Source organism: Geomonas azotofigens, from assembly GCF_018919395.1.
Classification (GTDB): Bacteria; Desulfobacterota; Desulfuromonadia; order Geobacterales; family Geobacteraceae; genus Geomonas; species Geomonas azotofigens.
Genome location: NZ_JAHLME010000005.1, coordinates 147,858 through 172,269 on the forward strand (window position 1 = coordinate 147,858; position 24,412 = coordinate 172,269).

Annotated in this window: 13 protein-coding genes; 9 read left to right on the forward strand and 4 right to left on the reverse strand. The window is 61.2% G+C overall.

Annotated features, from left to right (window positions below; translation table 11 throughout):
• Window positions 1–38 precede the first annotated feature (38 nt).
• From KOL99_RS16840 to KOL99_RS16865, 6 genes are all read left to right on the forward strand, one after another.
• On the forward strand, window positions 39–488 hold the full coding sequence (locus KOL99_RS16840) for a hypothetical protein (RefSeq protein ID WP_216511632.1): 450 nt from the start codon (window positions 39–41) through the stop codon (window positions 486–488).
• A 36-nt stretch (window positions 489–524) separates the two neighbouring features.
• Entirely contained in the window at window positions 525–2,138 is a 1,614-nt protein-coding gene (locus KOL99_RS16845; RefSeq protein ID WP_268898955.1) for an AMP-binding protein, read from the forward strand.
• Window positions 2,139–2,147: 9 nt separating this feature from the next.
• On the forward strand, window positions 2,148–2,381 hold the full coding sequence (locus tag KOL99_RS16850; protein ID WP_236026359.1) for an acyl carrier protein: 234 nt from the start codon (window positions 2,148–2,150) through the stop codon (window positions 2,379–2,381).
• Window positions 2,382–2,389: 8 nt separating this feature from the next.
• Window positions 2,390–3,889: an MBOAT family O-acyltransferase gene (locus KOL99_RS16855; protein ID WP_216511635.1), complete on the forward strand. Its 1,500-nt coding sequence runs from the start codon at window positions 2,390–2,392 to the stop codon at window positions 3,887–3,889.
• A gap of 137 nt (window positions 3,890–4,026) precedes the next feature.
• On the forward strand, window positions 4,027–6,771 hold the full coding sequence (locus tag KOL99_RS16860) for an alginate O-acetyltransferase AlgX-related protein (protein WP_216511636.1): 2,745 nt from the start codon (window positions 4,027–4,029) through the stop codon (window positions 6,769–6,771).
• A gap of 92 nt (window positions 6,772–6,863) precedes the next feature.
• Window positions 6,864–10,223, forward strand: a complete 3,360-nt coding sequence (locus KOL99_RS16865) for a glycosyltransferase (protein WP_216511637.1) — start codon at window positions 6,864–6,866, stop codon at window positions 10,221–10,223.
• Between the two features lie 110 nt (window positions 10,224–10,333).
• Here KOL99_RS16865 and KOL99_RS16870 read toward each other — a convergent pair whose 3' ends face one another.
• Both KOL99_RS16870 and KOL99_RS16875 read right to left on the reverse strand, forming a co-directional pair.
• A complete protein-coding gene (locus KOL99_RS16870) occupies window positions 10,334–11,497 on the reverse strand; it encodes a hypothetical protein (protein ID WP_216511728.1) in 1,164 nt (387 codons plus the stop codon).
• Window positions 11,498–11,540: 43 nt separating this feature from the next.
• Window positions 11,541–13,868, reverse strand: a complete 2,328-nt coding sequence (locus KOL99_RS16875) for a protease pro-enzyme activation domain-containing protein (protein WP_216511638.1) — start codon at window positions 13,866–13,868, stop codon at window positions 11,541–11,543.
• A gap of 501 nt (window positions 13,869–14,369) precedes the next feature.
• On the opposite strand from KOL99_RS16875, the gene KOL99_RS16880 reads away from it, so the two are divergent.
• The 3 genes from KOL99_RS16880 (at window position 14,370) to KOL99_RS16890 (ending at window position 18,020) form a co-directional block, all read left to right on the forward strand.
• Window positions 14,370–15,179 carry a DUF3108 domain-containing protein gene (locus tag KOL99_RS16880; protein ID WP_216511639.1) on the forward strand — a complete coding sequence of 270 codons (810 nt, stop codon included), beginning with the start codon at window positions 14,370–14,372 and terminating at the stop codon, window positions 15,177–15,179.
• A 121-nt stretch (window positions 15,180–15,300) separates the two neighbouring features.
• On the forward strand, window positions 15,301–17,085 hold the full coding sequence (locus KOL99_RS16885; protein ID WP_216511640.1) for a tetratricopeptide repeat protein: 1,785 nt from the start codon (window positions 15,301–15,303) through the stop codon (window positions 17,083–17,085).
• Between the two features lie 233 nt (window positions 17,086–17,318).
• Window positions 17,319–18,020, forward strand: coding sequence for a hypothetical protein (locus tag KOL99_RS16890; RefSeq protein ID WP_216511641.1), 702 nt, complete (start codon window positions 17,319–17,321; stop codon window positions 18,018–18,020).
• Between the two features lie 584 nt (window positions 18,021–18,604).
• Here KOL99_RS16890 and KOL99_RS16895 read toward each other — a convergent pair.
• Window positions 18,605–23,071 carry a hypothetical protein gene (locus tag KOL99_RS16895; protein WP_216511642.1) on the reverse strand — a complete coding sequence of 1,489 codons (4,467 nt, stop codon included), beginning with the start codon at window positions 23,069–23,071 and terminating at the stop codon, window positions 18,605–18,607.
• An 89-nt stretch (window positions 23,072–23,160) separates the two neighbouring features.
• Complete coding sequence (locus KOL99_RS16900; RefSeq protein WP_216511643.1) at window positions 23,161–23,991, reverse strand: cytochrome C; 831 nt, start codon at window positions 23,989–23,991, stop codon at window positions 23,161–23,163.
• Between the last annotated feature and the right edge of the window lie 421 nt (window positions 23,992–24,412).

Sequence of the window (24,412 nt, forward strand, 5' to 3'; positions counted from 1 at the left end):
ACGACCTATCCACCTGGAATTAACGATCTGAAAAGATATTGGTAGCCACCTACTCCGGTCCAGAGATGCAAAACGCGATACAAGCGTCTTACATCCCCCAGGGTACTACCGTCTCTTACTCTGACGGAGCTTTGAACATAACGCCGGCAACTAAAGATCCAAGTGCCAAGATATCCATTCGCGTAAAGGTACCTGAAGCAACGTTGCAATATCCTTACTTTGTTCTCGAAATACAATTTGCAAACGAGGACCAAATAAAAATTGATCTAAAATATTCCGGGCAAAGTGACTCTATAAAGAGAAGCTTTCCAGAGGTAAAAAACGAAGCGGTTTTTGCGTTTTCCACCAAATCAGACCAATGGATCGATATTGAGTTCTCAAGGATCGATTGGATTAAGACCTCAAGTAAGATAAAAGGTTTTAACTTTTACGGCGTGAAGCAACCTACCTATTATAAGACCAAGAACGGGAGCGGTACCGCAAGCTGACTACTTAAGCCATAACAGGAGTTTTTGAGGATGGTCATGAAAGGCCAGTACAATATCGGGCATATCTGCACCCGCCAACAGTGCGAAGCTGGCAGAAGCGAAAAAGTGGCCATGCGTTGGATTTCGCAGCACATGGAACAGACGGACTATACCTTCACTCAGCTTGATCAGCAGACCAACCGGTTCGCCAATGTACTTGGGAGCCTGGGCTTTGGTCCCGGAGACATATTCTTCACCTTCCTGCCCAAGATGCCGGAGCAGTTCTTCGCCTTCCTCGGCACGCTGAAGCTCCAGGTAATCGCCGGGACCCTATTTTCCAACTTCGGCGAGGAGGCCCTTCTCGACCGCCTGGGCGACTCGAAGGCCAGGGGGATCATCACCAAGAAGAGCTTCCTGAAGAAGATCGGGCGCATCCGCGACCAGCTACCCAACCTGCGCTACGTGATCGTGGTCGATATCGAGGAACACCAGTCGGATGACATCCTCAGCTACAGCCGATTGATGCAAGAAGCCTCAGACAGGTTCACCGCCCCTGCCACCAGTGCCGATACCCCTTCCGTCCTGCACTACACCTCGGGCTCCACCGGGAAACCAAAGGGTGTGCAGCACGTGCACGGCAGCATCCTGTCCCAGGACATGACCGCGCGCGAGATCCTGCAACTGAGCGAGGACGACGTCTACTGGTGCACGGCGGACCAGGGGTGGGTGACCGGGACGTCCTACGGCATCATCGGTCCTTGGAGCATCGGGGTGACGCAGGTTCACTTCGGCGGCGGTTACAACGCTGAGCACTGGTTCGATATCCTGCAGCGCGAAAAGATATCTGTGTGGTACTCGGCGCCGACCGCGCTACGCATGCTCCTAAAGGAAGAGCCGGAGCTTTTCGCCAGGTGCGACCTCTCCAACCTCAGGCACATCTTCAGCGTAGGGGAGCCGCTCAATCCCGAGGTGATCCACTGGGCGCGCCGCACCCTGGACCGGGACATCTACGATACCTGGTTCCAGACCGAGACCGGGGCCATCATGATCGCCAACCGTCCCGGCATCGAGGTGCGCCCGGGCTCCATGGGCAAGCCCGCCCCGGGCATCGAGGCGGCGATAATCGCCGACGACGGCTCACCGGTGCCGGACGGCGAGCAGGGAAACCTCTGCGTCAAGCCGGGCTGGCCCTCCATGTTCGTCACCTACCTCAACAACCCCGAGGTGTACGGGCAGAAGTTCCGCGGCGGTTACTACTATTCCGGCGACACCGCCTACCGTGATGCTGACGGCTATTTCTGGTTCATGGGGCGCAGCGACGACGTGATCAACACCGCGGGACACCTGGTGAGTCCTTTCGAGGTGGAAAGTGCCTTGCTGGAGATCCCGGAAATCGCGGAGTCGGGGGTGATCGGTGCACCGGACGAGTTGCTGTTCGAGAAAGTGGTCGCCTACATCGCGCTGCACGACAACTGCGAGTACTCGCCCCAACTGGAGTTGAAGATCAGGCTCCACGTCTCCAACAAGGCGTCGACGATAGCCACGCCGCAGGAAATCTTCGTCATCGACAAGATCCCGAAGAACAAGAGCGGCAAGATAATGCGCAGGGTCCTGAAGGCTCGTTACCTCGGAACCGATGCCGGTGATATTTCAACTATGGAGGAAGATTAAATGGATACCATGACTACTTTGAACGGCATTTTCTGCGAGGTTTTCGATGAGGACTCGATCCAAATTACCAGGGAAACGACAGCAGATGATGTCGACGGCTGGGACTCGCTGTCCCACACCAACCTCATTGTCGCGGTAGAGATGGCGTTCAACGTAAGGTTCAACCTGAAGGACACCCGGACACTTAAGGATGTGGGCGAACTGATCGACTTGATCGACAGGAAGCTGGCTGAGAAAGCCTAGGAAGCGCGATGCTTTTCAGCTCTTACATCTTCCTGTTCATGTTCCTGCCTGCGGCGCTCCTCATTTACTACCTGACACCGGCGCGCGGGCGCAACCTGACACTGACTGGGCTCAGCTACTTCTTCTACGGCTGGGCCAATCCGTACTTCACCCTGCTCCTGTTCGGTTCGACTACGGTTACCTACTACTGCGCCCTCACCATAGCGCGCAGGCCGGGTGATTCTGCCACAGAAGAGCTCCCCCTGCGGGACGAAGACGCCCCGGCGCCCCTGCGGCAAAAAGCTGCCTTCTGGCTCTCCATCGCTGCGAACCTGTCGCTGCTCGGCTTTTTCAAGTACTTCAACTTCGGTCTTGAGAACATGAACGCGCTCCTCGTGGCGCTCGGCCTGGAGCACCTGCAGTTGGAGGGGCTCTTCCGCATCGCGCTTCCTTTGGGCATCAGCTTCTACGTCTTCAAGACCGTGAGCTACACCATCGACGTTTGGCAGGGAAGCGTGCGCGCCACCCGCAACTTCGTCGACTTCGCCTGTTACGTCTCCATGTTCCCGCAGCTGATCGCCGGCCCCATTGTGCGCTACAGGGAGGTTGCGGCACAGCTTGTCTCCCGCCTCCACAACGCCGAAAAGTTCGCCCGCGGCACCTCCTTCATGTGCCTGGGCCTCGCCAAGAAGGTCCTTCTTGCGGACCCCTGCGGCAAGGTGGCGGACACCTGTTTCAACGCGGCGACGCTGGGGGCTTTGGACGCCTGGTACGGTCTCTTCGCCTACACCATGCAGATCTACTTCGACTTCAGCGGCTATTCGGACATGGCCATCGGCGTCTGCCTTATGTTCGGCTTCGTCATCTCCAAGAATTTCGACTCACCCTATCACGCCGACTCCTTTGCCGACTTCTGGCGGCGCTGGCACATCTCCCTCTCCACGTGGCTGCGTGACTACCTCTTCACGCCGCTCAACTACATGCTGCTGACCGATCGGGTTCGGGAGCGCATGGTGCGCGAGAAATTCCGCTACAACTACCCCGCCATCGCCAGCAGCGTGGTCGTCTTCACCATCTGCGGCATATGGCACGGCGCGGGTTGGACCTTCGCGGCCTGGGGGGCGATGCACGGCATTTTGCTGGGGCTGGAGCAGTTGAGAACCAAGAAGAGCGCCTACTGGAAGTGGCCCAAACTCGTGCGCGTCTGCTGCACCTTCATCCCGGTGTCGCTGGCCTGGGTCTTTTTCCGCGCCACCGACCTCGGCGCTGCCTTCGGCTATTTCGCCAGCATGTTTGCAGTGGGCAACAAAACGGCAGGCACCGGTCTCGTGGCAGGGATTATCTACCAACCCTACTACCTCTCAAGCGTCGCCGTTGCCGCCCTACTGGTCTGGAGCGCGCCGCAAACCTGGGACTTCACCCGCGCCCTGACTTGGAGGAAGGCGATCTGTTGCTACTGCCTGCTGCTCGTTGCCGTAGCGACACTGGTTACCAAGGCACACAGCCCCTTTATCTACGCGGCTTTTTAAAGCCTTTGGCCGCGGGAGTACATCTGAGGAATCTGAGCGCCCAAACGGACCTCGCAGGTTACGTAATTTAAGGTTCCCGCAGATGTTCTCGGATTTTCTCCGTGACTAACGGTTCATGTTTTTTTGGAGTTACTGCAATGTCCAAGAATAAGGCGGGAGCCGGCATAGAAAGCACCGAGGTAAGTACAGCAGTGAAGTGGTTCCTGCTGCTGGCCTTCGTCTGCACCATCGCCGCCGTGCCGCTCTATCAGTACGCCGTCGAATCTCCCTCACTGCAAAAGTCTCTGGCCGCCTTCTCCTACGAGGATCTGTCCTCGGACCTGGAGAAGCTTCGCGCCAAACAAAGCGGTCTGGGTGGCGCCCTGGCGGCCATCCGGCTCATCAACGACAAGACCATCGAAAACACCAAGAAGTTCGAGAGCAGCATAGAGGAGGACTCATGGCTTCTCTCCGCGGTGGGGCCGGCCGTGGAGAAGATTATCATCGGCAAGCTGGGCGCCGGTAGCCGTGACGTCTACTGCGGACGAGAGGGCTGGCTCTTTTTCCGCCCCACCATCGACTACCTGACCGGTGCCCCATTCCTTGATCCCGCAACCCTGAAGGCAAGGAGGGATGTGCAGCCCGACCCGTTAAAGGCTATCGTCGATTTCAAGAACCAACTGGCCCGGCGCGGTATCGAACTGGTGGTCATCCCCTCCCCCGCCAAGGCGAGCATCTACCCCGAGTACTTCTCCAGCCGCTATGTCAGGCCGGCCGCGCCGCTGCAAAATCCTTCCTTCCAGGAGCTTGTGCGGAGGCTGGAGGCGCAGGGGGTGCGCGTGCTCGACCCCGCTCCCCTGCTGCTCCAGGCCAAGGGGAAGGAGGATCTGTTCCTGAAGCGGGACACCCACTGGACCCCCGCCGGCAGCGAGTTGGTGGCACAGCAGCTCGCGACATACCTGCAAAAGAACAAGCTGCTGCCGCAGCTCGCTCCGGGTCCTTACACCCGGGTGGCGAGCTCCGCGGAGAACAGGGGCGACCTGGCTGCGATGCTGAAGACCGCGGCCGATTACGGCAAGCAGCGCGTGGCGCTACACCAGGTACGGCAGCCGGACGGCACACCCTGGTCCGCCGCGCGCAACGCGGACATCCTCTTTCTTGGCGACAGCTACGCAAACATCTTTTCGCTCGACGGCATGGGCTGGGGCACCGGAAGCGGTCTGGTGGAACAGTTGAGCTTCCAACTGCGGCGCCCGGTAGACGCCATCCTGATCAACGACAAGGGCTCCTTCTCAACGCGGCAAGAGCTTGGCAAGGAGCTGAAACGAGGCGAGGACCGGCTGGCCGGAAAAAAGGTGGTGGTCTACGAATTCGCGGCGCGTGAGCTTTCGCTCGGGGATTGGAAGCTGATCGACCTCAACCTGGGCAAGCGTGCCGGGACTTCGGGAGCCGCGGCAGCGCAGCACGCAGTCGAAACCGCCATGGCGGCGCCGGACGGGCTGCAGGTCGAAGGGGTTATCGAAGAGATTACGCGGCCGCCGCGGCCCGGGAGCACCGCCTACAAGGATGCCGTCATTGCCATGCACCTAAAGCAGGTGACCTCCGGCGGCAAGCCCTTCCCCTCCGGCCAGATCGTGGTCTTTGCCTGGGGGATGCGCAACGACACCGTCACCCCCGTCACACGCTATCGCCGGGGTGAACGGGTCGGACTGAAACTGCGTCCTTGGGCGCAGGTCGAGAAGAAGTACGGCAGCTACCAGCGCATCGAACTGCAAGACGAGGCGACCATGCTGCTCGACATCTTCTGGCTGGCCCAGGCCGACGACGCCGTCGCGCCAATGTCGACAGCGGCAAAGCCCGCCGCAGCGCCGGCAACCGGGGCCGCGCCCCCAGCCCCGCTCATCGCTGCAACTGATCGGAAACAGGATGTCGCCGGCGCCCCGCCGATTCCCGCAGTCGATGCGAAAGCACTGTTCCTGAAGCGGGTGGCGGAACTGAACGCCGCCAAGGAGGAAGGACGGGCAGTCACTGGCGTGGAGGGGTGGCTCTTCTCTCGGCAGGAGCTGAACCATGTCGGCAAGGGGGAATTCTGGGGCGATGCCGCCCAGACCACCAGTCTCGCCGGAAAGCCGGACAGCCGCGACCCCCTTGCGGCGATCCTGGATTTCAAGCAGCAACTGGACCGCGCCGGCATCGAACTGATCGTGGTGCCGGTACCGGCTAAGGTGCATGTCTACCCCGACAAGCTGGTCCCCGGCATTGCCGCCGGGCAGGTGGGGCGTTGGGACTCGGCACACCAGCAGTTCCTACAGTTACTCGGGAAGGCCGGGGTAGATTACCTGGACGTGACCAAGCTCTTCCTCGACGCGCGCAAGAACGGTTCATCGCCCCTTTTCCTGCAAAAGGACACCCACTGGTCGCCAAGTGGCATAGCGGTGGTGGCCCGCGCCTTAAAGGAGAAGATCGCCTCCCGCCCCTGGTACCAGGGGCTTGAGAAGCAGCAGTTCACCAGAATCAAGGAGAGCGTGCAGGTAACGGGCGACCTCGCCGAAGGGGGCGGTGCGGCCACCGAAACGGTGATGGTGTCCCGGGTCTCCCCCGCGCCGCAGCCGGACCGCAACAGCCCCATCGTGCTCCTGGGCGACAGCCACACGCTCATTTTCCACTCCGGCGGCGACATGCACGCCAAGGACGCCGGACTGCTGGAGAACCTCGCACTGGAGTTGGGGCTGAGGCTCGACCTCGTGGGCGTGCGCGGCTCGGGAGCAACACCGGCACGAGTGGAACTTGCGCGCAGGAAGGACAACATGGCAGGAAAGAAGCTGGCAATCTGGTGCTTCACCGTGCGGGAATACACGGAATCGCAAACCGGCTGGCGCAAGGTGCCGGTGATCCGCCCCTGACCGGCAAATCCCTTGCGCCGCAAGTATGTATGATGTATTTTGGCCACCGGCAGAAGTCGGCCCCCATCCTACGTGAGATCAGTGGCTTATAAATGAAGATATCTGTCGTCATCTGCACCTACAACCGATCGGCCCTGCTCAGGGATTCCGTCGCCGACCTGCAAGCCCAGGACTTCCCCTCCTCTGACTTCGAAATCCTGGTGGTGGACAACAACTCCTCGGACGACACCCGGTCGACCGTCGAGTCGCTGGCGGCTTCGTCCAAGGTCGCGCTCCGCTACCTGTTCGAGGGGAACCAAGGGCTCTCCTTTGCCAGGAACACCGGCATCCTCAACGCCCGAGGTGACATCGTCGTCTTCACCGACGATGATATAGCCGCCCCCGCCGCCTACCTGCGCGAGCTTGCGCAGGTCTTCGCCGACCCCGCCGTAGCTGCGGCGGGCGGGCCCATCCGTCCCATTTGGCCCGGCCCGGTGCCGGAGTGGCTCACCAGCGACTGGCACGGCTTTCTGACCATAAACGAATTCCCCGTTGCAGCGGAAGCCGGCTTTTTCCAGGGACCGCACGAGTACCCTTGGGGCGCCAACATCGCCTTCAGGAGGGAGATCTTCGAGCGCATCGGGACCTTCCCCACGGACCTCGGCCGGGTAGGCAAATGTCTGCTATCCAACGAGGAGGTCGGCTTGTGCCGGAAGATCGAGGCCGCCGGGTTCAGAATCGGGTTCGCCGCCGATGCCGTCATCTTCCACAAGATTCCTGCTGGGCGGTTGACCAGACAGTGGTACTACCACCGCACCTACTGGCAGGGGCGTTCCAACGCGGTCATGAACGCGGACAACGATGCGGAGCTCTTCAAGGGGCTGCGGCGTTACCTCGACCTGCTGGCGGTCTACCGGTTTGGCTCCTCGTTCTCAAACTTCGACCGGGAATGCATCAGGCGCGAGGCGATCGGCTACATCCTGCAACTCGTGCAGGGTCAATGCGGCAGCGCCGTCCCCCCTTCCGGGGTCAAGCACCTCAGGTGGCTCATCGCCGCACTGGAGACCATCGGCGCCAGCTCCCAGCGCTGCGCGCTGCAATCGGGCCTGGCGGAGCACCAGGTTCTGCTCGACCGGGTCGAGAAACTGCAATCCGAGCATAACGCTTTGGCCGATGAAATTACCGCGCTGCGCTTCGATCTGGCCCGCCAGCAAGGCCTCGTTCAGGAGAAGGAGGAGGAGGCGAAGGCGAAGGGAGAACAGGTCGAGGCCCTCCTCAACTCCCTGAGCTGGCGCGTGACGCGACCTTTGCGATCGCTCTACGATCTTTCGCGGGTCGGCTCGCTCGCGGTGTTCTTGAAGCTCGCCCTGAGCATCCTGCGCCACCCCAGGACCGTCATCGGCGCCATCAACCGGGACACGATGAAGCTCGCCTGGGGCTACCTGAAAAACGGCGACATCAAAGGGCTGGCCGGCGGCGTCTCCTATTTCGTCGGAAGGACATCCCCCTCCACCCAATTCCGCCCCGAGATTCTGCACGGCAGTCTCGACCCGACCGCGGCCCTGTCGCTGCCGGTCTGCGCCCAGCCGCTCGTGTCGATCATCATCCCGGTGCACAACCAGTGGGCCTTCACCCACTCGTGCCTCGCCTCCATCATCCGGCACTCGGGAAGCATCCCCTACGAGGTCATCATTGCCGACGATCTCTCCAGCGACGAGACCTGCCGCATCGGCGACATCGTGGAAAACGCGCGCGTAGTCCGGCACCAAACAAACCTTGGCTTCCTGCGCAACTGCAATGAAGCGGCTAAACATGCCAAGGGGACCTACCTGCTCTTTTTGAACAACGACACCAATGTTCAGCACGATTGGCTCGCCCCGCTGGTCGAACTGATGGAGCGGGATGCCTCCATCGGCATCGCCGGCTCAAAGCTCGTGTACCCGGACGGGATGCTGCAGGAAGCGGGCGGGATCATCTGGCAGGACGCCTCGGGCTGGAACTTCGGCTGGCGCGACGACCCGGAGAAGTCGAATTACAACTACGTGAAGGACGTCGATTACGTCTCAGGCGCGAGCCTCATGGTACGCCGGGAGCTCTGGGAAAAGACCGGCGGCTTCGACGAACGTTACGTCCCGGCGTATTTCGAGGACACCGACCTCGCCTTCCTGGCGCGCAGCCTCGGCTACCGCGTGATATTCCAACCCAAATCGGTGGTCGTTCACTTCGAAGGGGTCTCGCACGGCAAGGATGTGGGTACCGGGGTCAAGGCCTACCAGGAGACCAACAAGGAGAAGTTCCTCGAGCGCTGGCAGGAGGTGTTGCGGCGCGACCATTTCCCCAACGGCGAGCACGTCTTCCAGGCGCGCGACCGGAGCAGGTTCCGCAAGACCCTGCTGGTCATTGACCATTACGTTCCGATGTACGACCGGGATGCGGGCTCGTTCTTCATGTACAGCCTGCTGCGAGCACTGGTGTCGCTCGACTACAAGGTGGTGTTCTGGCCGGAGAACCTTTACGCGCACCAGCCCTACACGGACGTGCTGCAGCAGATGGGAGTGGAGGTAATCCTCGGCTACCATGACTTCGGGGCGTACCTCGCGGAGTTCGGAAGCTACTTCGACGGCGCCATCCTGACCCGCAACCACATCTCGATAAAGTTCATCGACACCGTCCGAAAGTACATACCCAAGGTCATCTACCACGACCCCGACCTGGAGTTCCTGCGGGAAAAGCGGCGCTTCGAGCAGGAGGGAGGCTCGCCCGCGGAACTGGCCAAGATAAAAGAGCGCGAGTTCTATCTCTTCCGCAACTGCGACATCATCGGGATCCACAGCCCGGTGGAGCGCGACATCATCCTTTCCGAGTTGCCCGGTGCGGACGTTGAGGTGATACCACTTCCGGTTCAGGACGCGGCTCCCTCAGTCACTCCCTTCTCCCAGAGAAGCGGGCTGCTCTTCGTGGGAGGCACACACCCTCCCAACGTGGACGCGCTCCGGTACTTCATCAAGGAGATCCTCCCCCTGTTGCTGGCCGATATCCCGGACCTCACGCTCACCGTGGCCGGCGCCGTTTCGCACCACGAACTGAAAGACCTCGACCTCAGTCACGTCGCCTTCACTGGGTTCGTCGACGACCTGCGGCCGCTCTTCGAGAAGGCCCTGGTCTACGTGGCTCCGCTGCGCTTTGGCGCCGGCATCAAGGGGAAGGTCCTGGAGGCCGCCAACTACGGGGTACCGGTGGTCACCACCTCGGTGGGGGCTGAAGGTATCGGGCTCGTCGACGGCGAGAGCGTCGCGCTCGCGGACAGCGCGGAGGCTTTCAGCGCCGCGGTTCTACGCCTGCACCGCGAAAGTCAGCTCTGGGAGAGGATGCGCCAAAACGGCAGGAGTTATGTGGAAGCGAACTTTTCCCAGCGGGCCTTCCGCAGCAGAGTGGACGAGGTTGTAGCGAAGCTGCTTCTGAAAGCGCGGTGATCCTTCGGGCTGACCGCTGCGGCTGCAGCAGGTATCCAGACCGGCAGAAAAAAAAAGGGGGGGTGGCACACAAGGTGCCACCCCCCTTACATTTAAGCGGTCATTGCAAGCTACCAGACGGACTTCCAGACGTAGGCGTCGGTGGCGTCCTTGACGCAGACTTCGACGGTGTCAGCCACCCCGGTCCCCTGCTGGGCGACCCAGAAGGTTCCCCTTACGGTGCTGCTGCAGGTAGGCTTTGCGGTAGCGGTGTTGAGCCTGACGCCGCCGTTCACCTCAAGCTTTTGCGCCGGGGTGGTTACGCCGACCCCGACATTGCCTTCACCGGTTATCCTGAACTTTTCGCTGCGCGACGTTGTTCCGGGAGCGGTAGTGAGAAAGGCGACATCAGCACCTTTTGCCGTTGAAGTAAAATTCTCGCGAGCAGGCATGAAAATAGCGGTAGAAGCAGTCAACCAGTTGCCACCAGCGCCGCCGGTGCCGTAGTAGCCGATGCCGCTCAGGGTAAAGAGGTTATCTCCGGCCTGGGTCGCGGTCGGCACGGTCAGGGTGCCGCGCGCTTTGCGACCGATGAAGGTCGGGGCTTGACCAGCTGTGTCAGTGGCGGAGGTGAGGATCATCTGCGGAGAAATGCCGTAGCTGTCGACCCTCAGGACGCCGTCCGGGGTAAACGCGATCTTGTCGACACCGGCGGGATCTTTGATGGAGAGCTTGTTGTTGGTCCCCAGTTCACCGGAGGCCTGCTGCATGGTAAGCACCGCTCCGGAGGTCTGGGTCTTGATCTTGTTCAAGATGTCGGTCTGGGTGTCGGGGGAGCCTGCGGGTCCCTGGGGTCCCTGGGGGCCCTGGATACCCTGCGGTCCCTGCGGACCGGTGGCGCCGGTCGCGCCGGTCGCGCCGGCGGCACCGGCGGCGCCGTCGGCGCCTTTTTGCGCCATCACGGTCCAGCTGGTGGCGGAAATGTCGGGCTGGGCGTTGGTGCTGGCCGCGAGCGCGATATAGGTGCTGCCGCCGTAGAACACGCAGTCATCCTTGGCGTAGACGGTGGCGGAACTCCAGGTTCCCTTGAAGTGGGCGACGTTGCTGAGCAGCGCGCCGTCACCGGTGTACTGGCCGGCGGTCACGTTGCCTTCGGAGGTGACCTTGAACTTCACGGCTCCGGTTGAGGGGTCCTCGACGGTGATCCTGTCGGTCTCGACGGCTCCGGCAACCACGGGGAGCACACTCAGGGGTACGGCGCAAAGCGCCGCCATCATAATCTTCCTGCTCTTCATGACTTACTCCTTTTCCGCAATTTGATTACATAGAAAACATGCGTTACTTGAAGGTCAATTTGTCAACGGCGACGGTCCCCTTGCTGACCCGGAGAGCTCCGAGCACGCCGGTCTTGCTCGAGCTGTCGGTATAAGCGCAGTCGTTCCCGCCGCTCAGGGAAACCACCACATCCCGGTTGAGAATGAAATCGGACGTGAAATCAAGGGCCTGCAGCTGCAGGTCCGCGCCGCTCGCCGCGGCAAGGTAGGCCGAGCCGAAGTCGGGGTAGAGCACGGGGGTGGCACCGGAAATACGCACGGGCTGGTTGCTGCAGGCGGTGGCGCTGACCGCGTGGGAGAAGCTCTTGGTGACGGTGGTGCCGGCGGAATCCCGAAGCTGCACGGTGAACCCGAAGACGCCGGTGCTCGTGGGGGTGCCGCTCAGCACGCCGCCGCTGGACAGGGTGATGCCGCCGGCCAGGCTGCCGCTCGACAACGACCAGGTGTAGGGGGCGCTGCCGCCGGAGGCGGTGAGTGTTGCGCTGTAGGCGACGCCCTGGGTGCCGTTGGCGATGGAGCTCCCACTGATCGCCAGGGGAGCCGCGACCGGCCAGTTCTGCACCAGCGCGTTGGCGTCGACCGAACCAAGGCCGGTGACGAGGTCGTAGCCGGTGGTACAGGAGTAGCCGATGACGCCGGGAACGGAGCTGTTGCCGGAGGTGGAATCGTGGAATACGGTCGGGCCGGTCGAGGTGTACTGCGCGTTCCCCATCTGGTACAGCTTGATGTTGGCGTTACCCTGCCTCACCCCGGTCTTCTGCACGACGAGGGCCATGATTCCGGCGAAGGCGGGGGACGAGGCCGAGGTGCCATTCATGTAGTACAGCGCGTTCTTGCTCCTGACCAGGTAGGGAATGTGCCCGGCCGCGTTCAGGGAGACGTCGGGGATACCGCGCATGCCGCTCGCGGGGACGCCGGGGGCGACCTGCCAGGAGGGCTTGGCGTAGATGCTGGAAAGGCCGCTCCCCGTGGCCCAGAGGTTGTAGCCGCCGGAAACCAGGCCGCTCTCGTTCCAGGCGCTCTCGGGGATATAGCCCAAGGCGGAATCATAATAGGAGCCGTTGGTGCTCCTCCAGTAACCGCCGGACTGGTCGTTGAAGGTGGTCCCGCCGACGGCGACGTTGTAAGGGGTGGAGGCGAGGCCGTTGATGGCGAGGCCTGAACCGGAGGTTGCGTCCGGGCGGCTACACCCCGCGGCGCCGGAGTCGCCGGCAGCGACGACGGAGGTGATCCCTTGTGCGGCCGCCTGCTGCCAGAGGTTATTGTAGAAGGCGTTCTGTGCTGTCCCCATGGACGCTTCGCACAGGCCGAAGCTGGTGCTCATGACCGGCGCGATGTTGTTGTTGATGACGTACTGCGCGGAGAGATCGATGCCATCGGTGGTGGTCGTGGTCTTGGAGATAACGAACTTGATGGTGGCGTTCTTGGCGACTGCGCCGGCCCATTCGACGTCGAGGTCGGCCTCGTTGTCCTCGGCGGTGCTCACGGAGCCCGGGTCGGTCCCGTTGACGATCACGGTCACCGGCTTCGCGGGGAGTCCCATGATGCTGCGGAAATCGCTCCAGTTGGAGCCGGTGGGATGGGTGCGGCCGACGATGGCGATGCTCTGTCCGGTGCCGTCATACCCCGCGCTATAGAGCGGGTTCAGGTTGTAGATGGTGGCGAAATCGATCGGGGACAGGTAATGGTAGCTGGTGCTGTAGGTGTAGTCGGGCTGCAGGTCCGCAAGAAGCCGCGCCCCTGTGTTCATGGGCGCATGCCCGAAGTCGTGCAGGGTGACAACCCCGGCCACCACGTCGGATAGGCCACGCGGGATCTCGGGATCCTGCGCGTTGGCGTGGCGCAGCTTGCCGTCCACCATGTATTTGCGGATCTTGGTGCGGAACGCCTTTTCAACCTTGGCGACGTTGCCGGAGAAGTTGATCGAGGTACGTCCGCGGGAAACCTCGTCGACGGTGAAGCCCTGCGAGGCGAGCCACCCCTTGATGGCACCGATGTCCTCGGGATCGGGGGCGAAACGCTCGGCGAACTCCTCGGGGGTGAGCCAATGCTGGTAGTTGGGCGACGTCGGATCGTTCTGCTCCGCCAGGAGGTTGTTCAGCTGCTGGTGTTTTTCGGGTGAGAGCTGCAGCGTCAGGATCATGCGCTCCATGGGCAGCGTCTCGTCGGCGGGTCCGGCGTCGAACTCGGGGCGGGCATTGGGGTGAACGTTCCCCCTGAGCGGAACCCTGTCGTTGTCGTCGATGACGCGTGGCGAGCGAGCGAATGCGGGGACGGCAGCCAGCAGAAGGGTCACGGCCACAGCCGTGGCAAGACATTGTTTTTTGCGCATCGGGTCACCTTGGCCTGTGTCACGCCCGCACAGGCTTAACTTTTTTTGTCATAGCTCGGAGGAAACAAGTGCGACGTCTGCCATTCTCATGTTGTTGATGCCATTTCGTTACAAACCTGGCGAAAAGGCCGTGTTCATCAGCAGCGAAATGGCGTATGCATCGGAAGCTTCGGCCAAAAATGGGCGTATTTTCACGGCCGGCCACCGATAGTCCTGATCTTTGCCAGATTCGTACCGACAGCGAGATAACGTCGCGTAGGTCAGGAAAAACTTGACGACGCAATCAGACTGAATCAGACAGCGGAGCCGGCACACCAGGTATTGGGCCGACGGCCCTGTTACGCCTAAGCGCGTTTTCCCGCCGGGGCGGTTCAGCTTTTTTGTTCTCAGCTCGCGCTCGTTGTGATAGATTCCGATTCACTTCCACCTGAACCCCTGTCCCCCTCTGTCACAGCCACTCCTGCCATGAAGCGGCAATTCCAACGAGATAGGTGAAGAATCATGACGAAGCGTCATCCCGTACTGTTACTCACGCTCTTTGTCCTTTTTACCGCCGGCGCCCAAGCGCGCGCCGCCTCCGTACCCGAAACTTTGAACTACCAGTTGACCTGGACCGGCGTGAAGATCGGCACCTCGACCCTGGCTACGGCCATGTCGGGCAACAGCCTCGAGATCACCTCGAGGGTCAAATCGGAGCCGTGGTCCGCCCCCTTCTACAAGGTCGATGACCTTGAGACGAGCAAGCTGGACCGGCAAGGCAAGGGCTTCGCGCTGCACAGCTACAAGATGAAGCTGCGCGAGGGGAGAAACGACTGGTACCGCGCCGCCAGCGTGAACCGCGCGAGCAAGCACTTCGATTTCGTTGACTTGAAGACCTTCGAGAAATCGTCGGCGAAACTGGTCGAACCGGCCTGGGACCCGGTCTCCTGCCTCTTCTACCTGCGCCAGTTGCCACTCACGGTGGGCAAGGAGGTCGAGGTGAACGTGCTGGACAAGGGGAAGCTGAACCGGGTCAAGGTCAGCGTGCTGCGGCGCGAGAAGGTGCAAACGCCCGCCGGCACGTTCAAAACCATCGTCATCTCGCCCAACATGGACATCGAAAGCCAGGGACTCTTCTACGCGCGCGGCCCCCTCACCATCTGGCTCACCGACGACGCGAAGAAGGTGCCGGTCATCATCGAGAAGAGGATCAAGGATCTCTTCCGGGACGGCGTCCCTGCCTACCTGCAGCAGTTCACCCCGGACAGCGTGAGGAACAATATCCCCAGGATGGAGACCATCCGCGCCGTGCTGGTGGGCGGCAGCTACTGACACGCGGCCCGGCCGGGCGCGACCGCTGCGTCCGTGCCCGCCGGACCATCTTTTAAGGTTCTAGCTTTTCCTTTTTTGTGATAGATTACGGCCTATTCTGCCGTCCACGAAAGGTAAGCCGATGTCGCAAAAATCAATCTGGTCCCGCCTCCCCCTGCACCTGTTACTCATCGCTGCCATCGGGGTGATCGCCTATGGCAATTCATTCCACGTCCCCTTCCTGCTGGACGACGAAGTCTCCATCGTCAACAACAACGTCATCAAGGACCTGCACCGCTTCCTTTTCGACGACGGCTACGCCTACAACCCGCGCCGCTTCCTGGGCTACCTCACCGTAGCCCTCAACTACCGCCTCGGCGGGGCCGAAGTAGCCGGGTATCACGTGGTCAACCTCGCCATCCACATCATCTCCGGTTGGCTTACCTACCTGCTCGCCCGACTGACGCTAACCACTCCCTTCTTCCGCCGGGACGGTGAAGCCCCCGCGGCCTCGCATTTCATCCCGCTTTTCGCCGCGCTGCTCTTCGTGGCGCACCCGGTGCAGACGCAGGCGGTAACCTACGTGATCCAGCGTGTCGCCTCCCTGGCGACCCTTTTCTTCGTCGCCTCTCTCGCCTGCTACGCCAAGGCCCGGCTGCTTCAGGAAGAGAGCGGCAAGCCCCTCGCGGGAAAAGCCCTCTTCTGCTACGTGCTCGCCCTCGCGGCTGCCGGCTGTGCCATGAAGAGCAAGGAGATAGCCTTCACCCTTCCCTTCGTGGTCGTGCTCTACGAGTTCATGTTCTTCCGCATGACCGCCGCCAAGAAGCTTCTGTTCCTGCTTCCGGTAGGGTTTACGGTACTGATCGTTCCGCTGAGCCTTTTGGGCACCAACAAGCCCATCGGGCAGATCATCTCCGACGTGACCGCGGTCACCAGGGTGGACAGCGAACTCTCGCGACTGGACTACCTCTTCACGCAGTTCCCGGTCATCGCCACTTACCTGCGCCTGCTCGTTTTGCCGGTGCGGCAGAACCTCGATTACGATTTCCCGGTGTACCACTCGCTGGCCAGCCTGCCGGTCCTGTTCTCGTTGCTTTTGCTACTCGGGCTCTTTGGAGCGGCCCTCCTCCTCTGGCGCCGCTCCGGGGATGCGCAGGCGGCGCCGGAATTGAGGCTTATCTCCTTCGGCATCCTCTGGTTCTTCATCACCATCTCGGTGGAATCGAGCGTCATCCCCATCGCCGACGTCATCTTCGAGCACAGGGTCTACCTTCCCTCGGTGGGAGCGTTTATCGCCGTGGCGGCCCTGTTTTCGCTCTTCAGCAAAGGTGCCCTATCGCGCGCCGCGGTGGCGACCGCGGGCGTCGTGGTCCTCGCGCTGACGGCCACAACGTTCGCCAGGAACCAGGTGTGGGGAAACGAAGTGAACCTGTGGCAGGACGTGGTGCGGAAATCACCCCAGAAAGCGCGGCCACATTACAACCTGGCACTGGCGCTTGAGAAATCGGGACGCCTGGACGAGTCGTTGCGGGAGGCTATTGCCGCCACCCGGCTTTCTCCCAAGGAGGCCAATCCGTACAACCTGATCGGCTCCATCTTCGGGAAAACGGGGAACTATGACCAGGCGATAGCCGCCCTCTCCCAGGCCGTGAAGCTCGATCCCACCTTGGCCGAAGCGCAGGTCAATCTCGGCGATGCCTATCGGCTCAAGGGGATGCTGCCGCAGGCGATGGAACAGTACCAGGCGGCCATGAAACAACGGCCCACCGACGCCAGCATCTATCACAAGATCGGCGTCACCTTCGCGCTCCAGAAGAATCTCCCGCGCGCCGCGGTCTTTTTCCAATGCGCGGCCAGCCTCGACCCGTCGACTCCGCAGTACCGCCTGGACCTGATGCGGGCGCAGGCAGGTGCCCAGGCTAAATAGACGTCCTCAATTGGGGACAAGCTTCCGCTACCAGCCCCCCCGCAATGAGTTACGTAAAAAAACAAATCCTGTTCACAGGGATAAAAGGGATAAAGGGGATGAATGACAACGCACAAGGCTTTAAACAGATTTTTTGCTGTTATCCCCTGCATCCCCTTTATCCCTGTTAAACGTTTTCTACTCGGGACTTTTCTCCCGAGATAGCAGCAACACCTGAAAAGGAGCGAATCACTATGTGGCATCATCTGAAACCTTTGGCACTATGCGCAGCAACCCTCACCCTTGCCGCCGGATGCGCCCACACGACCGGAAAGGCGACCGAACCGGCACCGGCCACGCCCGCCGAACAGACTCCTCCGGCCAAGGAAGCCCCGGCCGCCCCAGCCGGCGACATCAACAAGGGGACCATCACCGAGGTGCATCAAGCCGGCAGATACAGCTATATCAACGTGGATAGCGGCAAAACCAAGACATGGTTCGCCGTCCCCACCGCTGACGTCAAAGTCGGGCAGCAGGTCGAGGTGAAACCGGGCATGCCGGTGACCAACTACCAGGCCAAGAGCCTGAACCGCACCTTCGACAACATCTACTTCAGCGACGAGCTGGTGATCAAGGAAGTGGTGAAGCCGGCCGCACCGAGCAAGAAACTCCCGTCATGGCACTCCCCCCTCACCCCGACCGCCAAGACGACCGGAGGCGTGGGCGTGTCAGGCAAGATCCTCGAGGTGATCAACGGCGGCGAGTACACCTACGCACGCGTGGACCAGGGCGAAACCGATATCTGGGTGGCGGTGCCGTCCGCCGACAAGGTCGAACAGGGGCAGGTCGTGAAGTTCCTTCCGGGCTCCCTGGTCAAAAACTTCGGCAGCGCGGCGTTGAATCGCAGCTTCGACAAGGTCATCTTCTCCGGCGGCGTCGACAAAGAGCAAAAGTAGTTCCCTCCCAACACCACGCCCCCTCCCCTGTCGCTGGAGGGGGCTTCTTTTTTCTCTTCTCTTCTCCACCTGCTACTACATTTCACTGAATCACGCGCCCTCTCCCTGTATTACAGGGCTGAGGTGAGGGCGCTGCGCGGGCGCCTCCATGTCCCCATGAGTGAGTGCTGCGGTGAGGGCGCTGCCAGCCAACTCCCTCTCCCTCTGGGAGAGGCTGGGGTGAGGGCTAGAGTGAGCACGCGGCCAAGCGTGCTCTGCTCTCAGGGCGCGTTCCCTCACCCGCCCTTCGGGCACCCACTCCAAGAGGGAGAGGGTATGAACCGGCACGACTACCGGCAGCACGTATCTTGTGGGCTGGGGTGAGGGCGCTGCACCAAGCGCCTCCCTGCCCCCAGGAATATGTGCTGAGGTGGCCAGCTACCCCCCTCTCCCTCTGGGAGAGGGTATGGCAGGTCCACCCTCTGGAGATTGCGATGTTGTACCCGCTCGACTCACCGCAGCGGCACCTGCTCTGCCAAATAAAAAAACCCCGCCTCTTTCGAGGCGGGGCAAGGTACTTCATTTAATCGAACTTGTAGCTGTTACTACGGACGCTCGAGGGCGTTCCAAGCACCGCTGGTACGGTTGTAGCCAGCCAGGTACTTGAAGGACTCAGTGGTAGTTGCGTCAAGAGCGGTAGCTCCCTTGACATACTTGGCTGCGTCGTAAGCAACTGCGGTAGCACCGACAGACATGTTGATGGTCTTGTCGTCGAGGAAGTCGATGCTGTCGTAGATCAGCCTGCGGGTGTAGGTACGAGCGTGGACATAAGCGGCCGGCTCGCGGTTGAGCAGGTTGATGTTGAAGCAAGCACCCATCAGCTTCTCAGCTTCAGCAGCGCTGAGTGCACCACTGCGGGTCCAGTCTTTCACCTGGGTGGTGGAGGAGTGCGGCTGGCCCGGGAACTTCGCATCGTCGAAGAAGTACGGGTTAGTAGTTGCATCGTAGGTGATGTTGTACTTGGTTTTCAGGGTTGCGATGGCCAGGGCCAGTGCATTCTGGAACGGTACAGCCTGCTCCTCAACGAAGAACTCTTTGTAGTTGGCTGCGGTGAGGGTGGTGGCGCCTTCAGCGGTGTGGCAGTTCACGCACACTTTCTCGAAGGCGTCTTTGCCGAGCTCGAGCTCGTGGTTGCCGTTTGCGTAGTGGCAGGTTGCGCACGGACCGTTGGTGTCGATGCCCATTGCTGCGGTGATGCCGTGGTCGCCGATGATAGCGGAGGTACCCAGTTTGCGGTGGGTGGAGCTCAGCGAACCGCCGTCATCGGTGGAGGTAAGAGACTTACCGTAGGTGCTGGTGCCGATCACGGTGGCCGGATCGATGAAGTTGGTGTAGCCAGCTTTCACGTACATGAGGCCAGCAGCAGCCATGTAGTGGGAGTTCTGGAAGCCGGTGTTGGTGAAGGTGTTGCCAGCGGTGGTCAGAGCTTTGATGTTGTCGCCGCCGACGCGGCCGCCGTGGCAGCCGAAGCAGACGGTGGACCCACCGACGTTCGGGAAGTTGAAGCTTGCACCGTTGAAGGTGTAGTCAGCCGGGATGCCAGCGGTCGGAACGCGCAGTTCGCCGGTTTCAGCAGACTTGTGGCAGCCCCAGCAGTACAGTACTTCGTTCTGCGGAGACTTTTTGGCGGTTGCCCACTGGGTCAGGTGAGAGAAGTCGTTGTTTGCATACACGTAGCCAGCCGGGTTGTCCAGGAAGTTAGCGGAACCGGTAGCGGTGTGGCACTTCTCGCAAGCGCCGCGGCTAGCGACGTCGTCCCAGTCGTAGTGCTCCCAAGCCGGGCCGGAAGTGCCGGTGACGCCAGCAGCCATGACGGCGGCGTGGGTGGTGGTGTTCCTGGTGCGTGCTGCGTTGGCGGTGGTGAAGGCGGTGAACTTAGCAGCAAGCATCTTGCCTGCGTGACCGGAAGCAGCCCACTCGGTCTGTACGGTGCCGACGCCCTTGGTGGTGCTGACGCCGTCAGCCTTCTCGAGAGCGTTAGCCGAGTTGGTGTAGAAGTTGTGGCCGTGGCAGTCGGTGCAGGCGGTGTCTTTGTTGTAGCGTACTACGTAGCCCTCGATGGTGGTGCTGGCCAGGCCAACGCCGGTGGTCGGGAGGTCGTAGTGGGTGGAAGCGATGTTACGGTACCAATCTTTGTAGTGCTGCTGCATTGCTACGGTTGCCTGGCCGTTGACGGTGACGCCGGAAGCCATGATGTCGCCGTTAGCGTTGGTCAGGTTGTGGCAGGAGGTGCAGAGCTTGTACTCTTTGGAAGCGCCAGCCGGGGTGTCTTTCGGCTGCGGTGCCCAAGCTACGTCGCGGACGGTGCCGTGCTGATCGTGGCAAGCGGCGCAGGAGACGTTCTGGGAACCGTTGTAAGAGGTGCTGTACACGCCGGCCGGGTTCTGAGCGGTTGCCAGGAAGGCAACGTAGCCTTCAGAGGTGTGGCAGCGACCGCAGGTGCCGGAGTGGGTGGAGGTTTCCATGGCGTGCTTGCCGGTCTGCACCAGAGCAGCCTTGGTAGCATGGCAGGAAGCGCAAGCCGGGGTCTCGACGTACTCGGCAGCGGCTGCTGCCTGTGCTGCGGTAACGGCGGTTGAAGCAGCCAGGGTGGCAGCTGCGGTACCGTTGAGGGAGCCGTCGTCGAGGTAGTCGATGGTGTCGTTCAGGATGGTACGTGCGAGGGTCGGGTTGTGTGCGAACATCGCGCGATCCCAAACGGTGAGGAGCTGCCAGTTGTACCATGCGCCGTAAGCTTTCTTGGCGGTGGTGTCGTCAGCTGCAACGCCAGCAGCCTTGTTGAAGCGGCCGAAGCGGACGTTGGCACGCTCGGTCTCGAGCGGGGAAGAGGTGGTGCGCAGACCGTCCATCTTCGAGCGGATGAGTGCGTCGAGGACGGCGAGGCCAGCCTCGTACTCTTCTTTCTTCGCTTCAACGTCGGTTGCGCCGAACGGAGCAGCGTGGCAGGACTGGCATACTGCGCTATAGCCGGTCGGAGCCAAGGAGTGGGTGTCAGCGCTGCTGTGGTGGCAGCCAACACAGGGGCCCTGCTCTTCGTTTGCACCCATCTTGACTGCAGCGTGGCCGTTAGCACCAACATATTCGCCGCCATTGAAGTTGAATGCGCCTTTGCCAATGAAGCTCTGGCCCATGTTGGCAGCGTGCTGATAGTAGCTGGTGCCGATGGTGGTGTAGTTCTTGTTCAGAGCCTTAGCGTTATCGATGACGGCAACGAAGACGTCGTCGGTGCTACGGCCGGAGTGGCAGGGGATGCAGATCGAGGAGTTCTTCATGCCCGGGAAGGCAACCTGGATCTTGGTTTTGCCTGCAGCAACCTGGCCCTGTGCGCCGGTGCTGGTGCCAGCGGAGCTGAACAGTGCGAAGTAGCCCTGAGCAAGGGTCTGGCCGTTGCCAGCCGGGGTAGCGTCGATGCGCAGTGCGCCGGAATCGATGTTGCTGTGGCAGGAAACGCAGACAAGGACGTTGTTCGGCTGACCAGTGGTCGGCTTCAGGCGGGTTGCCAGAGCGGCATCCTGCTGGGTGAAGTTCACGAAACCGCCAGCGGTGTGGCAGCGGTCGCAGTTGCCGTTCTGACGGGTGCCGTTGTTGGTGCGTGCGGACCAGTCATAGTGAGCGAATGCGTTGAGCGGGTCGTTGGAGGTGGCGCCGTGGCCGCCCTTCGCGAAGCCCTTGATCACGGAGTTGGTAGCGTTGTGGCAGTCAGCGCAGACAGCGCCCTGGGTCACGTACTCGGTGACGGCGTCGCCAACGTTGTTGGCCTGAGCGATGAATTTACCGCTTACGTGCTCAGCAGTGACGGTACCAGCGATTGCGGTGCGGTTCAGGGAGTGGTTCTCCATGGTGTGGCACACAGAGCAATCATTCTTGTTGGCATTCTGATGGGTGTCGTAGCTGTTGGTAGCTTCCTTGATCGCGATGTGGCCGTGACACTTGGAGCAGTAGTACGCATCAACGGTACCTGCGCTTGCGTTCAGCACCTTGAGCGTAGCCGGATCAACGGTCTGTGTATTGACCGGAGTCGGCATAGCGCCATCGGTGTGGCAGCTAATGCAGGTGATCTGTGCGGCAACGTGCGGAGAAGCGGACCACTTGTCGAACGCGGTGCTCGGCGACACGCCGGTGGTGGTGTTGTGGCAGCCGTTGCAAGCGGAATCCATGTAAGAGACGAGGTCGGCGGTCGCGGTGACCTGCACGGTGTCGGTCTGGCCAGCCATCGCCTCGGCGACCTGGAATACATATACACCGGCGACGGTCGGGGTGAAGGACGGCATCGCGGTGGTCCAGGAGCTGGTGTCGACGGTAGCCGGGCCGCTGACCTGGGTCCAGGTGACGGCGTCGCCGGCGGTTACGCTACCACGGATGGTGGAGGCGGTGCCGAGGCCGATAACCTTGTCAGCACCTGCGGACACGGAGTAGGTCGCGTAGGTCGCGGTCACGGTCTGTGCAGCCTGGATGCCGCTCAGGGTGATCTTGACCGGCTTGTTGTACGGCAGGGTTACCGGGGTGCCGTAGGTCGCGTCGGTAAGGGTACCGGCGGAAACTGCGGTCAGTACGGAGGAACCGTTAGCCGGGCTGGTGCTGAACTGCACGGTCCCGTTGTAGGAAACGTTCTGGGAAGCCGGGCTGATGCTACCCGCGCCGGACACTGCACCGTTGATGGTGTAGGTGTTGGCGGTGAAGCTCGCCTGAACGCTCTGCAGGGTACCACCGGTCTTGTCCATGGTGGTGGTGAAGAGCTGGTCGTTGCTGATGGTCTGGGTTACCGAGCCCTTCTTGACGAGGGTGATCTTGTAGCCCGGGTTGGCCTGGATGGTTACCGGAATAAGTGCGGAGGTGGTGAAGTTGTTGTAGGCAACGACGCCGGCAGCGGTCTGCCATGCTTTGTCGCGTACCTGGAGCTTACCACCCACGGTGTTCAGTTTGCTCTGCAGCTGCCAAGTGGTCGCCGCATACGAGATGCCTGCGGCGACTACTGCCATGCATCCTGCAGCAGCTATTGTCTTCTTGAACATGGGGGTCCCCTTTTAAAATTAAAAGTCTCGCTGTTTTCGAAAAGTGACTAAATAGGGGGAAGAGACTGGCGTCTCTCCCCCCAGGGACATTACTTAACGTGGCAGGAGAGGCAGATCAGAGACTTGTTCTCTTTAGCGTAGAGGAAGTAGTTCGGGGTCAGGCCGTTGATGGTATCCTGGGTTGCGTTCTCTTTGTTGTGAACTTCGTGGCAGGTAGCGCAGGTCATGTAGGTACCCTGGTAGAGGGTGTCTTTGATCGGCTTGAAGACGGTGCCGTCGCCGACGGTGCCGCGGGTAACGGTGTTGTAGGTACCAGCCACGGTGCTCTCGGTGATGCCGGTAGCGAAGCCGAAGGTGGACGGAACGATTTCGCTAGCGCCGTTTGCGGTAGCGGAGCCGTTGCCGGCTGCTGCGTTACGAGCGGTTGCGATGGCGTTGTAGTCGAAGCCGATCGGGTGGGTGTTGCTCAGGTCGTTGGTCAGCTTGGCGCGGGCAGCGACGGTGGTGCTGCCAGCCTGCCACATGGTGCCGTTGTTAGCTGCGTCGCCGTGCTGGTCGATAGCGATGGCGCCGTCATGGCAGCTCATGCAGAGACGGGAAGGTCCGATCAGCGGGTTGACGATCACGGTACCAGCGGCATCAGCGTTAGCCGGGGTAGCCCAGGTGTAGCCGGTGTAGGTGGTGGGATCGACGAGGTTGTGGTTCCACAGCGGGTAGTTGTCGAGGCCGTCCTTCATGGCATGGTGAGGAGCGTGGCAGTACACGCAGACGCGGCCCATCTTGTCGGCGGTAGCCGGTGCGACCTTGGTCATGTCGTGCAGGGAGCCGTTGACACCGGTTGCGGCCGGCATACCGGCGAGAGCGGAACCTGCTGCAGCAAGACAGCCAACAGCGACAACACTTGCGATTACTTTTTTCATTTCTTCTCTCCTTTTTTGTTTGTACTACCATTGAAATTTAGGACAGCGTTACCCTCACTAGAGCAACATGCGTACCCGCTTTGCCAACTGACGCATTTTTTTCCTGACCCCGCCCGAGCCACTCCAAAAAGTGATCGAAATCACAACGGTTTTAATGGCGGGGGAAAATAAGGCGTAACCCATACTGCACGCCCGCTCGGCTTTCCGGCGCTCCGCCTTCCGGCGATTTCACGGACGTCCCCGTTGTGATTTAACCGGCCGGCGGCGCCAGACTTCACCCTTACCCCCCTCCCCACAACATGATATGAATGGCGCAATTGCGGCTGAAAGCCCCCAAGCCGGGAGCCAGCCTGCCAGCGCCGACGCCGTCAACCGGAGGCGCCGGTGGACGTTGGCCCGGCAGGACGGGCAGCCTCGCGCC